12 protein-coding genes are annotated in these 15,634 nt (G+C 34.2%); 8 read left to right on the top strand and 4 right to left on the bottom strand.

Translation table 11 applies throughout. The features are described from left to right. Nucleotides 1-9: 9 nt before the first annotated feature. Complete coding sequence (locus OU788_RS00910; RefSeq protein WP_274633415.1) at nt 10-2,514, bottom strand: DUF5686 and carboxypeptidase-like regulatory domain-containing protein; 2,505 nt, start codon at nt 2,512-2,514, stop codon at nt 10-12. A gap of 75 nt (nt 2,515-2,589) precedes the next feature. Continuing rightward, complete coding sequence (locus OU788_RS00905; RefSeq protein ID WP_274633414.1) at nt 2,590-3,570, bottom strand: pyruvate dehydrogenase complex E1 component subunit beta; 981 nt, start codon at nt 3,568-3,570, stop codon at nt 2,590-2,592. 212 nt (nt 3,571-3,782) lie between these two features. Here OU788_RS00905 and OU788_RS00900 point away from each other — a divergent pair, with 212 nt between their 5' ends. The 8 genes from OU788_RS00900 to gldA all read left to right on the top strand — a co-directional run bounded on the left by OU788_RS00900 (nt 3,783) and on the right by gldA (nt 10,823). Beyond that, nucleotides 3,783-4,523, top strand: a complete 741-nt coding sequence (locus OU788_RS00900; RefSeq protein ID WP_274633413.1) for an electron transfer flavoprotein subunit beta/FixA family protein — start codon at nt 3,783-3,785, stop codon at nt 4,521-4,523. 126 nt (nt 4,524-4,649) lie between these two features. Then, a complete protein-coding gene (locus tag OU788_RS00895) occupies nt 4,650-5,603 on the top strand; it encodes an electron transfer flavoprotein subunit alpha/FixB family protein (RefSeq protein ID WP_274633412.1) in 954 nt (317 codons plus the stop codon). Nucleotides 5,604-5,751: 148 nt separating this feature from the next. Beyond that, on the top strand, nt 5,752-6,369 hold the full coding sequence (locus tag OU788_RS00890) for a bifunctional nuclease family protein (protein ID WP_274633411.1): 618 nt from the start codon (nt 5,752-5,754) through the stop codon (nt 6,367-6,369). Between the two features lie 15 nt (nt 6,370-6,384). Further along, nucleotides 6,385-8,130, top strand: coding sequence for a NupC/NupG family nucleoside CNT transporter (locus OU788_RS00885; RefSeq protein WP_274633410.1), 1,746 nt, complete (start codon nt 6,385-6,387; stop codon nt 8,128-8,130). A 132-nt stretch (nt 8,131-8,262) separates the two neighbouring features. After that, the gene (locus OU788_RS00880; protein WP_274633409.1) at nt 8,263-9,087 is read left to right on the top strand and encodes a thymidylate synthase; all 825 of its coding nucleotides are present in this window, start codon (nt 8,263-8,265) and stop codon (nt 9,085-9,087) included. A gap of 64 nt (nt 9,088-9,151) precedes the next feature. Further along, nucleotides 9,152-9,337, top strand: a complete 186-nt coding sequence (locus tag OU788_RS00875; RefSeq protein ID WP_274633408.1) for a hypothetical protein — start codon at nt 9,152-9,154, stop codon at nt 9,335-9,337. A gap of 18 nt (nt 9,338-9,355) precedes the next feature. Then, nucleotides 9,356-9,847, top strand: coding sequence for a dihydrofolate reductase (locus tag OU788_RS00870; protein WP_274633407.1), 492 nt, complete (start codon nt 9,356-9,358; stop codon nt 9,845-9,847). A gap of 67 nt (nt 9,848-9,914) precedes the next feature. After that, complete coding sequence (gldA, locus tag OU788_RS00865) at nt 9,915-10,823, top strand: gliding motility-associated ABC transporter ATP-binding subunit GldA (protein WP_274633406.1); 909 nt, start codon at nt 9,915-9,917, stop codon at nt 10,821-10,823. On the opposite strand, the gene OU788_RS00860 is transcribed toward gldA, so the two are convergent. After that, a complete protein-coding gene (locus OU788_RS00860) occupies nt 10,801-11,157 on the bottom strand; it encodes a hypothetical protein (protein WP_274633405.1) in 357 nt (118 codons plus the stop codon). The two genes, gldA and OU788_RS00860, sit on opposite strands and share 23 nt — an antisense overlap. 4 nt (nt 11,158-11,161) lie before the next feature. Beyond that, nucleotides 11,162-15,535, bottom strand: coding sequence for a DNA polymerase III subunit alpha (dnaE, locus tag OU788_RS00855; protein ID WP_274633404.1), 4,374 nt, complete (start codon nt 15,533-15,535; stop codon nt 11,162-11,164). Between the last annotated feature and the right edge of the window lie 99 nt (nt 15,536-15,634).

Below are 15,634 nucleotides of genomic sequence, written 5' to 3'. Positions count from 1 at the left end.
ATTGTATGATTATAAGCCAGGTTTAATTCCTATACGAATAGCGAACTTCGGGGTTGGAGCAACTGTAGAACCTACTGGAGGTGTGTAATTACTTCTCCAAATAGCATCAACTCTAAGAAAACGTAAGTTTCCGTATCCTATATTTTCTAGTCCAAAACCATATTCATAGTACACTTTATTTGGAGCATTGTAATTAACATTTCCAGCGTTCATTGCTCTGTTTTCTGCTGAAATTGTTCCGTAAGCGGCTCTAAAAGTTACTAAACTTCGTAGTTTTAGTTTTTTCAATAATGGAATTCTATTTAAAATATAACCATTAAAGTGATGCTCAAAATGTCCTGCTAAATATTCATCAGTAACAAAATCGTAATAATTTAGTAAGGTAAAAGTATCTTTCACTAAAGAAAAAGATTGGTTAGCAGGTACCGGACTTAATAAAGCGATTGGTACATTTCCGAAAGTTTTTCCAGCTTCAAAAGTAGCATCTAAAACACCAAACTTACTTAGTAAAATAGGTTGGTTGTATTTGAACTGGATTTTGTCATAGTTATGTGTGCCGTTGAAAACGTCTTTGTATCCTTTACGGTAGTTTAAAACCAAGGTAGGGAAAAGATTATTACCAAAACGTCTTTCTACTCCTAAACCATACACAAATCTACCTGGAGTATAAGTAAGGTAAACATCAGAAGCTACATCTGTTAATTTTGATTGAATATCTCCGTTTTCGTCAATATAATCCATAGAGAAATATCGTTCGTCAGCAGAAGAAATTTTTGCATGAGAAAGATTAATTCCAAAGTGTAAATTTTGTTGAATTTGATAATCAAAATTTGTAGCAATCTTTTCTACATTGGATAAAAAGTAGTTGTCGCCTCTAGAAAATACAGCAGCCGTACCAAAACTTCTACCTAAAAGTTGGGTAGTGTTTAATAAAGAGCTTCCTAATTGCTCAATATCTTTTTGGTAAGCAGCACCTACTGCTATTCTAGGCTTGTAGGACAATAAATAACGACCCTCGGCAGCATATTTTACTTTTTTGTCTTTAAAACCGTAGGCAACATGACCTGTTAAACGAAATCGATCATCTTTGGTTACAAAAGTTCTAAAACCTAATTTGGTTCTAAATCCTTCAACTTGGTTGTTGGCAAAAATGGTCCATAAAGGGCCAACTTGAAAACCTAAATTGGTGTTTACGTATCCGCTAGAGACCGTATTAATAAGCACCGTGATGTTTTTTATTTGCTTTTTCTTTTTAACGTTTTTAATTAACTCATACGTTTTTTTGCTTTCATCACTCTGAACAGACTCCCAGTATGTGTCTTCTTTTTCATACTGATTAGGTCTTATTTTTTCAATTTTTTCTTCGTAGAAATTTTCAGAAAGAGGTTTGTTTAAAATGTAGTTTTCAAACGTAGTGTTTTTCTTAATAGTTAAACCTTTATTACTGTCGTTTTTATCAATAAAAGTAAAATCTCCTTCGTAAGCATTTTTAGTAGGAATGTAAATACTATCGTTTCTAACTTCGAATTCTTTTTCAAAAGTTAATCCTCTTACAAAGTTTAGATTGATACTTTTATGAACTTTCATTTTTAGCTTTTTTATAGAAAAGCTTTTGTCTGCAATCCATAAATTCCCTTGAAATGCTAAATCACCATCTCTTCTGGGAAAGAAATATATGTTGTATAGTTTTTTGTTGTTGTCAACAATACTATCGTATAAAACATAGTCGTAAGTAGAAAAACCATCTGTAGATAGTGGGCTTACAAATGACTTGCGTAATAACGTAATGTCATTTTGAAACACATCAATATTTTGAAAAGTGTTAGCCATTCTATCAAAAACAAATCCTTGAGCGTTCAATCCTTCTGATTTTTCAGCTTCAATATCTTCTCTTACAGCTTTAGTTACATTGTTGCCATAAATATTAGAAACCTGTTCATTTATATAAATAGGGATGTAATAATTAATTCCGTCACTATCGTATTGAACTTGGTTAATAGCTTGTTCGTATTCGTCTTTAAATAATTTTCTTAAAAAAAGCGTGTCTAGGTTATTTAGGCCAATTTCTGTAGAAGTGTTCTTTTTGTATTGATAGTGGTCAACTAAATCCAGTCCGTTTTTTCTTTTACGTTTCCATACTTCTTTTAGAATTTTATAAGCAGGATTTTCTTTCTTTTTTAAGCGTTTTTTGGGTTTTGTAACAATAACAACCTCGTCTAATTGATTACTTTCTTCTCTTAAAACAACATTTAAGAATTTTGTTTTTTGATTGACTTTGATTGCTTGTTTTTGAAAACCTACAAATGAAATTTCTAAGAGACCTCTATTTTTTGGAGTTTTTAAATAGAATTTCCCTTCATCATCGGTGGTTGTACCAAAAGTGGTGTTTTTTAAAACTACATTAACAAAAGGTAAGGGAGTGTTAAATTCATCAACAATTCTACCTTGCAGTGTTATTTGAGCACTTAAATAGCTGGTTGTTAGAAGTAATAGTAGTGTTAACAGATTTTTCATTTGTGTACTTACTACAAAATCCTTTTGACGAGCGCCAAAAGGATTTTATGTGTTTTCAATTTCTTTTTATTTTAATTACTTACGATACATTACTTCTTTAACAGCGGTAATTACGTCATCAGCGTTTGGTAACCATTCTTCTAATAAAACTGGAGAATATGGTGCTGGTGTATCGGCAGTTGTAATTCTTTTAATAGGAGCATCTAAATAATCAAATGCCTCGTCTTGTACTCTAAAAGTAATTTCTGAAGATACACTTCCGAAAGGCCATGCTTCTTCTAAAATTACTAATCGATTAGTTTTCTTTACAGAATCTAAAATAGCTTTATGATCCATTGGACGAACGGTACGTAAATCGATAATTTCTACCGAAATTCCTTCTTTAGCTAATTCATCAGCAGCCTTATACGCTTCTTTAATGATTTTACCGAAAGAAACCACAGTTACGTCAGTACCTTCTCTTTTAATATCAGCAACTCCAATAGGAATGATATATTCTCCTTCTGGGATTTCCATTTTATCACCATACATCTGCTCAGACTCCATAAAAATTACTGGATCGTCATCACGAATAGCTGCTTTTAATAATCCTTTAGCATCGTAAGGGTTCGAAGGAACAATTACTTTTAATCCAGGACAGTTAGCATACCAACTTTCAAAAGCTTGTGAGTGTGTTGCTGCTAATTGACCTGCAGAAGCTGTTGGTCCACGGAAAACGATAGGACAGTTAAATTGTCCTCCACTCATTTGACGAATCTTAGCTGCGTTGTTAATAATTTGATCAATACCCACTAATGAGAAATTGAAAGTCATATATTCAACAATAGGACGGTTACCATTCATTGCCGATCCTACAGCAATACCACCAAAACCTAATTCGGCAATAGGAGCATCAATTACACGTTTAGCCCCGAATTCGTCTAACATTCCTTTACTGGCTTTATATGCTCCGTTGTACTCGGCAACTTCTTCACCAATCAAATAAATGCTTTCATCTCTACGCATTTCTTCGCTCATTGCTTCGCAAACGGCTTCTCTAAATTGTACTGTTTTCATACGTTTTATAAGTAGTTGTTTATCAAGAGTGCAAAAATAATAAAAATACGAGTAATATTGTAGCTTTAAAACAACAAATGATTAAGTCATATTAATACCTTAAATTTGAGACAGATTAAGGTTGAGTAAAAAATTTATTATGCACGCATAGTAAATTAAAAAAAATGCTTAACTTCGTCGCACAAAATTAAGTTTCTTTAAAACAACGATATATGAAAATATTAGTTTGTATCAGTCATGTACCTGATACTACTTCAAAAATCAACTTTACTGATAATGACACAAAGTTTGATACTAACGGAGTTCAATACGTAATAAATCCATACGATGAGTTTAGTTTAACTCGTGCTATGTGGTTTAAAGAAAAACAAGGAGCAAGTGTAACAGTTGTAAATGTAGGAGGAGCTTCTACAGAGCCAACATTACGTAAAGCATTGGCGATTGGTGCAGATGACGCTATTCGTGTAAATGCTGAACCTACAGATGGGTTAATGGTAGCTAAAGAATTAGCTGAAGTTGTTAAGAATGGAGGTTTCGATTTAGTATTAGCAGGAAAAGAGTCTGCAGATTATAACGGGCAAATGGTTCCTGGTATGCTAGCGTCGTTATTAGATTTTAACTTTGTTAATGGTTGTGTTGGTGTTGAAGTAGACGGAACAAACGTAACGTTAAGTAGAGAAATTGATGGAGGTGAAGAAAAAGTTTCTTCAACTTTACCAATGGTGATTGCAGGACAAAAAGGAATCGTAGAAGAAAAAGATTTACGTATTCCTAATATGCGTGGAATTATGATGGCTCGTAAAAAACCATTAAGTATAGTTGATCCAACTGGAGCAGCAGCGGCAACAGCAACTCAAAACTTTGAGAAACCAGCGCCAAAAGGAGCAGTGAAGTTAGTTGATAATGTTGATGATTTAATCAATTTATTACACAACGAAGCAAAAGTGATTTAATAAAGTTTAAACGTTGATTTGTTTAACTGTTGAATTCTTTTAACAAAGTCCAAAAGAAAAAATAAAAATATTTGTTAGTGTTTACAACTAAAAACTAACCACTAACGACTAAAAACTTAAATAAATATGTCTGTATTAGTTTTTGCCGATTCATCGGAAGGGAAATTCAAAAAAACAGCTTTTGAAGTTGTTTCATACGGAAAAAAAGTAGCAGAACAATTAGGAAGCGATTTAGTAGTGTTAACTATTAATGGAGGAGATGCTTCTGAATTATATACTTACGGAGCAGAGAAAGTTGTTGAAGTAAAGAATGATTTGTCGTCATTTAATGCTAAAGCATATGCTTCAATTATTAAACAAGTTGCTGAGGCGAAGGGAGCAAATACTGTAATTATCGATTCTAGCGTTGACGGATTAACAGTAGCGCCTTTAGTGGCAGTAGCTTTAGAAGCAGGATATGCTTCAAATGCAGTAGCGTTACCAAGTAGCACAAGTCCTTTTGTAGTGAAGAGAAAAGCATTTTCTAACAAAGGATTTAACAATACTGAAATTTCAACAGAGAAAAAAGTAGTTGGTGTAGCTAAAAATTCTTACGGAGCCCATGAAAATGCAGTAAGTGGATCAACTGAAAGTTTCGATGCTGCATTGCCAGAATTAGGAGTGAAATCTGAAAGTATCAGTAGAGCAACTGGTAAAGTTACTATTGCTGATGCTGATATCGTTGTTTCTGCAGGTAGAGGTTTAAAAGGACCAGAAAACTGGGGAATGGTAGAAGAGTTAGCAGAGGTTTTAGGAGCTGCAACAGCATGTTCTAAACCAGTGTCTGATTTAGGATGGCGTCCTCATAGCGAGCACGTTGGTCAAACAGGTAAGCCAGTAGCTTCAAACTTATACATTGCTATCGGTATTTCTGGAGCAATTCAGCACTTAGCAGGTATTAACGCATCAAAAGTAAAAGTAGTAATCAACACAGATCCTGAAGCACCTTTCTTTAAAGCTGCAGATTACGGTATTGTTGGTGATGCTTTTGAAGTTGTGCCTCAATTAGTAGAGAAATTAAAAGCTTTTAAACAAGCATAAAATAGGGGTAATTTTTTCTTTTGCTAGAAATTAGAGTACAACTCATAATTTTTAGTAAATTGTGCCCACTTTAGAAGGCTGTCTAAATTTTTAAGCAAAAGGCCTAAATTTAGACAGTTTTTTTGTATTTTATGATGATTGATTGTACATGAGTTTAATTAAACTAACTATAAAAGGGATTTCGTATAGCCAAACACAAAGTGGGGCATATGCTTTAGTGCTAAGTGAGATGGAAGGAACTAGAACGCTACCTATTATTATAGGGGCTTTCGAAGCACAATCAATTGCCATAGCTTTAGAAAAAGAAATTCGACCACCAAGACCTCTTACCCACGATTTATTTAAAACATTTGCAGACAGATTTTCTATCGTAATTAAACAAGTTATCATTCATAAATTGGTTGATGGCGTGTTTTATTCAAGTTTAATTTGCGAGCGAGAAGGAGTAGAAGAAGTGATAGATACGCGAACATCAGACGCTATTGCATTAGCGGTTCGTTTTGAAGCGCCAATTTATACGTATGAGAATATTTTAGATAAAGCGGGTATTTATCTGAAAATGGATGAAGAGTTAACTATTGAAGAAGATTTGGAGTCGGATGAAGAAGATGAAATAGAATTTTCTTTTGATGAGGATGAAAAAGAAGAAGATTACTATTCAAACTTATCTTTAGAAGAATTGCACGAACAACTTAACGATGCTGTAGCGAACGAAAATTATGAGTTGGCGGCCAGAATCCGTGATGAAATCAGCAAACGTTCTTAATTAAAATCATTTAAAATGAAGAAACTATTTACTTTCATAATGCTTTGCGTTACGATGATAACTTTTGGTCAAAGCATTGAAAAAAAGTGGAATTTCTCATCAATCACAACAACTGAAGGAGATTCAATTGTTACGATAAACTCTGCAGATGTTCTTAATCTGTCAGAAGGAAAATTCAACTACTCATTAGTTGATAAAGATAGTTTACAAGCTTCAGGAAACTATATTCACCAAAACAACTTATTAATTTTTAATTACGACCAACCTAACGATACTGTTCGCTATTACAATGTGGTTGAATTAGCAGAAGACGGATTAATACTTTCTGAGAAAAATATGTTGTATAAGTTTACAACAGAGCCAGTAGCAGGTTCAGTTATTGAAGCTGAAGAAGCTGAACAAAAAGAGAGTGAAATAATTCCGAGTCAAGGTTTTTCTTTCCAAAGTTTATGGAGAGGAGCTTTAGGGATGGTTTCCTTATTAATCATTGCTTTTTTATTTAGTGCGAACCGCAGAGGAATAGATTGGAAGACAGTCGGATTAGGATTAGCATTTCAATTGTTAATTGCTATTGGGGTTTTAAAAGTGTCATTTGTTCAAAAAACATTTGAATTAATAGGAAGTTTATTTGTAAGCGTTTTAGATTTTACTCGCGCAGGAAGTGAGTTTTTATTCAGTGGTTTGGTAGCAGATATGGATTCTTTCGGGTTCATTTTCGCATTTCAAGTATTGCCTACGATTATTTTCTTCTCTGCATTAACCTCACTTTTATTTTACTTAGGAGTTATTCAAAAAGTAGTAAAAGGATTGGCATGGTTATTATCTAAAGGATTAAAAATTTCAGGAGCAGAAAGTTTATCTGTGGCAGGAAATATTTTCTTAGGACAAACAGAAGCACCTTTGTTAATTAAAGCATATTTAGAGAAAATGAACCGTTCTGAAATCTTATTGGTAATGATAGGAGGAATGGCAACCGTAGCAGGAGCAGTGTTAGCTGCCTATATAGGTTTCTTAGGAGGTGATGATGAAGCATTACGTTTATTATATGCGAAACATTTATTGGCAGCATCGGTAATGGCAGCACCTGGAGCAATTATTATTTCAAAAATATTATATCCACAAACGGAAGAAGTAAATACTGATGTGCAAGTATCATCAGAAAAAATTGGTTCAAATATTTTAGATGCTATTGCTAATGGAACAACAGAAGGGTTGCAGTTGGCAATGAATGTTGCAGCGATGTTATTAGTATTTATTGCTTTTATCGCTATGATTAATGGAATTTTAGGAACAGCAGGAAGCTTTGATGGAATCGAATATTTTAACTGGAAATTCACTTCGTTAAACGAGTTAATTGCAGGAGCAACGCCTTATGAAGCATTGTCGTTAGAGTTTATTTTAGGGTATGTATTTGCGCCATTAATGTGGTTAATTGGTGTTGCAAAAGAAGATATGGCGTTAATGGGACAGTTATTAGGTGTTAAGTTAGCAGCAAGTGAGTTTGTAGGATATATTCAGTTAGCAGATTTAAAAAATGCAGCGAGCGCTACACATTTAACATATAATAAGTCTATCATTATGGCAACGTATATGTTATGCGGATTCGCAAACTTTGCTTCAATTGGTATTCAAATTGGAGGTATTGGTTCTTTAGCGCCAGGTCAGCGTAAAAACTTATCTGAATTCGGAATGAAAGCATTAATTGGAGGTACTATTGCTTCGTTAATGTCAGCAACTATTGCGGGAATGATTATAGGTTAGTGACGATTATTAGAAACAAAAAGTTAATAACTTATTAATATAATTTTAAAAAGCATTTACATTTTATGTAGATGCTTTTTTATTTTTACCTTGATTATTTAATACGAAAGTTTAACGATTAAACGGAGAAGGATGAAGCAGTATTTAGATTTAGTACAACACGTTTTAGACAACGGAAACGAAAAAGGAGACAGAACAGGAACGGGAACCAAAAGTGTTTTTGGTTATCAAATGCGATTTGATTTAAGTGAAGGTTTTCCGATGGTAACGACAAAAAAGTTACATTTAAAGTCGATTATTTATGAGTTATTGTGGTTTATAAAAGGTGATACTAATGTTAAATATCTTCAGGAAAATGGTGTTCGTATTTGGAATGAATGGGCAGATGAAAATGGCGATTTAGGACCTGTCTATGGTCATCAATGGCGTAATTGGAATAGTGATGAAATAGATCAGTTAAAAGAAGTGATAGAAACACTAAAAACGAATCCGAATAGCCGTAGAATGTTGATATCAGCATGGAATCCGTCAGTGTTACCAGATACTTCTAAGTCATTTTCAGTTAATGTAGCGAATGGGAAAGCAGCGCTTCCACCATGTCATGCTTTTTTTCAGTTTTATGTAGCTGATGGAAAATTATCATGTCAACTGTATCAGCGTAGCGCGGATATCTTTTTAGGAGTTCCGTTTAACATTGCATCATATGCGTTGTTCACCATGATGGTAGCTCAAGTTTGTGGTTATGAAGCAGGAGAGTTTATTCATACTTTTGGCGATGCACATATCTATAACAACCATTTAGAGCAGTTAGAGTTACAATTATCACGTGATCCAAGACCACTTCCGAAGATGAAAATCAATCCAGAAATAAAGAATATAGAAGATTTTACTTTTGACGATTTTGAGTTGATTGATTATAACCCACATCCTCATATCAAAGGAATTGTAGCTGTATAATTTAACTTTATTTTTTGTAGTTTGTTTAGTAAATTTGTAGAAAACCAGCTAAAATCTATAAAAAATGACCACAGATATCGATACTTTAAAGGACGCTCTCTATGAAAAAATAGCCGATATTCAAAATGAAAATGTATTAAGAGCTATTCATACTTTAGTGGATAATATTAGTACAGAAGAATTAGAAGAGGCTATTACAGAGAAAAGAGATCTTACAGGATATATTAAAGAGTGGGTTAAAAGTATGTAAACCCTTCAACTAAGATTTATGATTACACTTATTGCTGCCATTGCAAAAAACAATGCTTTAGGAAAAGATAACGACTTAATTTGGCATTTACCAGCCGACCTAAAAAGGTTTAAACAAATTACATCAGGTCATCATATTTTAATGGGGCGTAATACTTTTGAAAGTATTGGAAAACCGTTGCCTAATCGTACTTCTATCATTATTACCAGAAATAACGATTATTTTAAAGATGGATGTCTTATAGCCAATAGTATTGAGCAGGCAATTGAGTTAGCAGAAGGAAATGATGCTTTCATTCTTGGAGGAGCTCAAATTTATAAGCAAGCTTTAGAACAAGACTTAGTAGATCGTTTGGATATTACTATTGTGCATCACGAATTTGAAGCAGATGCTTTTTTTTCAGAGATAGACAAAACTGTTTGGAAAGAAGTAGCTAGAGAAGATTTTAAAGCAGATGAGAAAAATAAATATGATTACAGTTTCGTTTCTTACGAAAAGAGAAAAGATTAAGGATATAAGGTTAAAGTAAATAAACCTTGAATCTTTTATCTAAAAATCTATCAATCTAACTAAAAGTATGTCAATACAACTTACAGGAATATCAAAAACTTACGGAGCACAAAAAGCAGTAAATACTATTTCTTTTGAAGCAAACAAAGGAGAAATTGTTGGGTTTTTGGGTCCAAATGGAGCAGGAAAATCAACTACGATGAAAATCTTAACAGGTTTTATTCAGCCATCAGCAGGAAGTGTTTTGGTAAGTGGTATAGATGTAATTACAAATCCTATCGAAGCTCAAAAAAAGATAGGGTATTTACCGGAGCATAATCCGTTGTATTTAGATATGTATGTTAAGGAATACTTACAATTTCAGGCTTCTTTACATAAAATTGATAAGGCAAAAGTTGCAGAGGTAATTGAGCAAGTAGGATTATCGGTAGAAGCGCATAAAAAAATCAATCAATTATCTAAAGGATACCGTCAACGTGTAGGATTGGCAGCCGCTATTTTACACAATCCTGAAGTATTGATTTTAGACGAGCCTACCACAGGGTTAGACCCGAATCAATTGGTTGAAATTCGCGAATTGATTAAAGAATTAGGCAAAGATAAAACGGTTTTACTGTCTACTCATATTATGCAAGAAGTAGAAGCTGTTTGCGATCGTGTAATCATTATTAATAAAGGAGAAATAGTAATTGACAAGCCGATATCTGAATTAAAAACAGATACGGAACAAGTGATACGAGTAACGTTTGATTACAAATTAGAAGAACAGTTTATCAAACGATTACCAAATATTAAAGCCTTTAAAAACACCGTAGAAAACAACTGGATTTTAACCTTTGATACTTCGGAAGATATGCGTCCAGTAATTTTCGATTTTGCTCAAGAAAACGGCTTGAAAATTTTAGGACTAAATACCGAAAACAAAAACTTAGAAAGCTTGTTTAGGGAGTTGACTACCCAGAAAACTGATGTTTAAACCACACTTTTTTCCAAACTCTTTTTAAAATTAAAAAAGTAGCATTTTCAGAATACTTATCAATATCACTTGATGTTATATTTTGTATTTCCTTTTCAGAAACATCAATGCAATATAAAAGATTGGTGTAAGAATTAAAATCACGCAGGATTAATTCTCTTATCGTTTTTTGAAGCGCTTCTTTTAATTCTAAAGGGCTACTGACTTCAGAAAAATTAGCATCAATACCAGTTAGGTTAAGATCTTTGTTAAGTTGAATAATAAGATCTTTATACAACTTGGTGTTAGCGACACTACTCAGTAAATCAGCGCTATTTTGATAGCTAGGTAGCATTCAGTTAATTCAATTTGTAATCAATAAATTGCTCGTCTAAAGCTTTTAAAAATTCACTAGACACTTTAATTTTAGTAGTTCTACTTGGTAAACTTAGCTCAATTTTTTCTTCAGTATCCCAAATAGTAAAGTATAAGCTTTGAGAACCTTTATTGGTAGCAAATAAGTGTTGTAACTCCTTAATCGTGTTTTCTTTTACTTCTTGTAACGGAATTTTAATGGTTAGTTTTTTACACATTTTGTCCATGATGTCGTGTAATAATAAAAATTCATTAAATCCAATTCTAGGTTCACCTTTAACTCCTTCTTTGTTAGTCCACCCAGGTTTGATAGTTGTTTTGATAAACAAGAATGAATTTGGAACCAAAAAGTGCTTGAATTTTAAGTAATCTTCCCCAAAAATTCTGAACTCGTAGCTGTCATTGTAATCCTCTATAATAAAAGAAGCCCACCCTTTTCCGGCTTTAGATACACGGTGTTGCACATCGGTAACAATACCGGCAAAAGACAATCCTAAACCTTCGTATTGAGCAATATTTTTAAAATGTGCTAGGGTAGCGTTGCAAAAGTTCATTTCATTTTTAAAATCATCCAACGGATGCGCAGAAATATACATTCCTACCACTTCTTTCTCGCGAGCTAAAAGTTCCATAGTTCCCCATGTTTCACATACCGGAACCTGAGGTTCTGGTAAATCAACTTCAGAGGCTTCTCCAAACAGAGAAACTTGAGAGGAGTTTTGATTTTCTTGATATTTATTTCCAAAACGGATGGCTTTCTCTAAGAAAGTTTGCCCTTTTTCGTCTTTTACATAATATTGAGCACGATGTGTACTCGTAAATGAATCAAACCCTCCAGCTAAGACTAATCCTTCAAAAGCTTTTTTGTTTGCTACACGTAAATCCACACGTTTTGCTACATCAAAAACAGAAGAATAATGTCCGTTTTCTTTACGTTCATCAATAATAGCTTTTACAGCAGAACCACCAACACCTTTAATTGCAGCCATACCAAAACGAACAGCGCCATCTTTATTTACAGAAAACTTAGCATATGATTCATTTACATCTGGTCCTAATACTTCTAAGCCCATATGCTTACATTCTTCCATAAAAAATGAAACAGATTTAATATCGTTCATGTTGTTTGAAAGAACCGCAGCCATATATTCGGCAGGGTAGTGAGCTTTTAAATAGGCAGTTTGATAGGCAATCCACGCATAACAAGTTGAGTGCGATTTGTTGAAAGCATAGGATGCAAATGCCTCCCAGTCTTTCCAAATTTTTTCTAAGGCTTTTTCATCATGTCCGTTAGCTTTCGCTTGATTCACAAACTTAGGTTTCATTTTAGCAAGTACCGCTGCTTGCTTTTTACCCATTGCTTTACGTAATACATCGGCTTCACCTTTGGTAAAATCAGCTAGTTTTTGCGAAAGTAGCATTACTTGCTCCTGATATACCGTAATCCCGTAGGTTTCAGCTAAATATTCTTCCATGGCAGGAAGGTCGTATTGAATCTCTTCATCACCATGTTTTCTTCGAATAAATGAAGGAATATATTCCAAAGGACCTGGACGATATAAGGCATTCATTGCAATTAAGTCGGCAAAAACCGTAGGTTTTAACTCACGCATGTATTTTTGCATTCCAGGAGATTCGTATTGGAAAATACCTACGGTTTCTCCACGCTGGAATAAAGCATATGTTTCTTTATCATCGATAGGAAAACTTTCTGGGTCGAGTTCTACTCCGTGACGTGCTTTTACAATTTTTACCGTATCCTTAATCAGGGTTAAGGTTTTTAATCCCAAGAAATCCATTTTTAATAATCCCGCACTTTCTACGACCGAGTTATCAAACTGAGTAACATACATGTCGGAATCTTTTGCAACCGATACAGGTACGAATTTGGTAATATCATCAGGAGTAATAATTACCCCACAGGCATGAATACCTGTGTTACGAACAGAACCTTCTAAAATTCGAGCTTTGTTAATGGTTTCCGCTTCTAGTCCACTACCATCGGCAATGGCTTTTAATTCGTTTACCATTTCAATTTCTTCGGAACGAAGTTTGGCTTTTAATTCAGCTTCATCCAAAGAGAATATTTTAGCCAATTTCATTCCTGGGATTAACTTGGCAATTCTATCGGCTTCAAAAAGAGGTAAATCAAGCACTCGAGCAGTATCACGAACAGATGATTTAGCAGCCATGGTTCCGTAGGTAATAATTTGTGCTACTTGGTTGGCTCCATATTTTTGGATTACATAATCCATTACTCTCCCACGACCTTCATCATCAAAATCAATATCGATATCGGGCATCGATACACGTTCAGGATTTAAGAAACGCTCAAAAAGTAGGTCGTATTTAATAGGATCAATATTGGTAATCCATAAACAATAGGCAACTACCGAACCAGCAGCAGATCCACGTCCAGGACCTACTGATACATCCATATTACGAGCCTCTCGAATAAAGTCTTCTACAATTAAGAAGTATCCAGGGTATCCTGTTTTGGCAATTACATCCAGCTCAAAATCTAAACGTTCTCGAATGCTATCTGTAATTTCACCATATCGTTTTTTGGCTCCTTCGTAGGTTAAGTGACGTAAAAAATTATTCTCTCCGCGTTTTCCTCCATCTTCTAAATCTTTTTCATCTCTAAATTCCTCAGGAATATCAAAGGCAGGTAATAATACATCACGAGCTAAACCAAAAGGCTCAACCTTATCTACAATTTCTTGAATATTGATAATGGCTTCTGGTAAATCAGCAAAGAGCTTTTTCATCTCTTCGGTAGATTTAAAGTAGTACTCATCGTTAGGTAAACCGTAACGATAACCTCTTCCTCTACCTTTCGGAGTAGCTTGTTTTTCTCCATCTTTTACACACAATAAAATATCGTGTGCGTTGGCATCTTCTTTTTCTAAATAAAAGGTGTTGTTGGTAGCAACAATTTTTACGTTATGTTTTTTTGAAAACTCTAAAAGGGTTTCATTCACCACTCTTTCGTCTTCTTGTCCATGACGCATTAATTCGATGTACAAATCGTCACCAAATTGCTCTTTCCACCAAAGTAAGGCTTCCTCAGCTTGGGCTTCACCAACATTTAATATTTTACTAGGAACTTCTCCGTATAAATTCCCTGTTAGAACAATTACATCTTCTTTGTATTGTTCAATGATTTTTTTATCAATTCTTGGAACGTAGTAAAAACCATCTACAAAGGCGATGGAAGACATTTTTGCTAAGTTGTGATATCCATTTTTATTTTTGGCAAGTAACACAACTTGATATCCATTATCTTTTTGGCTTTTATTTGTGTGATCTTCACAAATATTAAACTCACAGCCTACAATAGGTTTTAAAATAGTTTCTGTAGGTGTTTCACCTTTCTCTATAGCTTCTTGATTAGCGGCTTCTGCTGCTTTGTTATGTCCTAGAACTGCTTGTACAAAATGAAAGGCAGCCATCATGTTCCCAGTATCGGTCATAGCAACTGCCGACATATTGTCTTTTGCAGCTGCATTTACAATATTACCAATTTGGATGGTAGACTGTAGAATTGAGTATTGTGTATGGTTGTGTAAATGGGCAAATTTAACTCCTTTAAGCTCTGCTAAACCTTCTGCAGTAGAAATGGTAGTAGCTTCTTCAGTTTCTGAAGATTTTCTTTTACGGATTTTTTCACTTTCCTTTTTAAGGTTTAAGTGTTTAAGTCCGATAACTTGAATTGGATTAGGATTTGCCTCTGTATAACGTTTAAAATAATCTGAAGGAACATCTAATTGTTCTTCGGTATATTGACGTAAACGAATTAATTCTAAGAAACAACGAGTTGTAGCTTCAACATCGGCAGTAGCGTTGTGAGCTTCGCCAAAACCAGTTCCGAATAAGTGATTGTGTAATTCGGTAAGGGTAGGAAGCTTGAATTTTCCTCCCCGACCTCCAGGAATTTGACACATTTCTGCGGTATGTTCGGTACAGGTATCTAAAACTGGCAATTCAGTTAGGTTGTTTTCTACCCCTAAACGATGGAATTCACATCCCATAATGTTGACATCGAACCCAACATTTTGACCAACAATAAACTTTGTTTTTTGTAAAGCATTCTTGAATAATTCTAGTCCTTCACTCAATTGAATTCCTTGTTCAATAGCTAAATCGGTAGAGATTCCATGAATACGTTCTGCGTCGTACGGAATGTTAAATCCGTCAGGTTGAATTAAGAAATCGTTGTGTTCAACCAGGTTTCCTAATTCATCATGTAATTGCCATGCAATTTGTATGGCTCTAGGCCAGTTATCGGTATCGGTTATTGGAGCGTTCCAGCTTTTAGGTAATCCAGTAGTTTCGGTATCGAAAATTAAATACATGGGCAAAAATTACTTGAAGTGTTTTTTGAGTAAAACAAAGTGTAAAAATACGAAGAATTTAGATTGCTAGAGAGAGAAGTTATTAACGAGTGTTTTTGA

This window comes from Tenacibaculum sp. L6 (assembly GCF_028823685.1).
Taxonomy (GTDB): domain Bacteria; phylum Bacteroidota; class Bacteroidia; order Flavobacteriales; family Flavobacteriaceae; genus Polaribacter.
The sequence above is the reverse complement of the archived record's forward strand: the minus strand, read 5'-3'. Positions and strand labels throughout refer to the sequence as shown.

Coding starts and splice junctions, on each gene's coding strand:
- OU788_RS00910 (WP_274633415.1), bottom strand. CDS start 2,514: ATGAAAAATCTGTTAACACTACTATTACTTCTAACAACCAGCTATTTA.
- OU788_RS00905 (WP_274633414.1), bottom strand. CDS start 3,570: ATGAAAACAGTACAATTTAGAGAAGCCGTTTGCGAAGCAATGAGCGAA.
- OU788_RS00900 (WP_274633413.1), top strand. CDS start 3,783: ATGAAAATATTAGTTTGTATCAGTCATGTACCTGATACTACTTCAAAA.
- OU788_RS00895 (WP_274633412.1), top strand. CDS start 4,650: ATGTCTGTATTAGTTTTTGCCGATTCATCGGAAGGGAAATTCAAAAAA.
- OU788_RS00890 (WP_274633411.1), top strand. CDS start 5,752: ATGAGTTTAATTAAACTAACTATAAAAGGGATTTCGTATAGCCAAACA.
- OU788_RS00885 (WP_274633410.1), top strand. CDS start 6,385: ATGAAGAAACTATTTACTTTCATAATGCTTTGCGTTACGATGATAACT.
- OU788_RS00880 (WP_274633409.1), top strand. CDS start 8,263: ATGAAGCAGTATTTAGATTTAGTACAACACGTTTTAGACAACGGAAAC.
- OU788_RS00875 (WP_274633408.1), top strand. CDS start 9,152: ATGACCACAGATATCGATACTTTAAAGGACGCTCTCTATGAAAAAATA.
- OU788_RS00870 (WP_274633407.1), top strand. CDS start 9,356: ATGATTACACTTATTGCTGCCATTGCAAAAAACAATGCTTTAGGAAAA.
- gldA (WP_274633406.1), top strand. CDS start 9,915: ATGTCAATACAACTTACAGGAATATCAAAAACTTACGGAGCACAAAAA.
- OU788_RS00860 (WP_274633405.1), bottom strand. CDS start 11,157: ATGCTACCTAGCTATCAAAATAGCGCTGATTTACTGAGTAGTGTCGCT.
- dnaE (WP_274633404.1), bottom strand. CDS start 15,535: ATGTATTTAATTTTCGATACCGAAACTACTGGATTACCTAAAAGCTGG.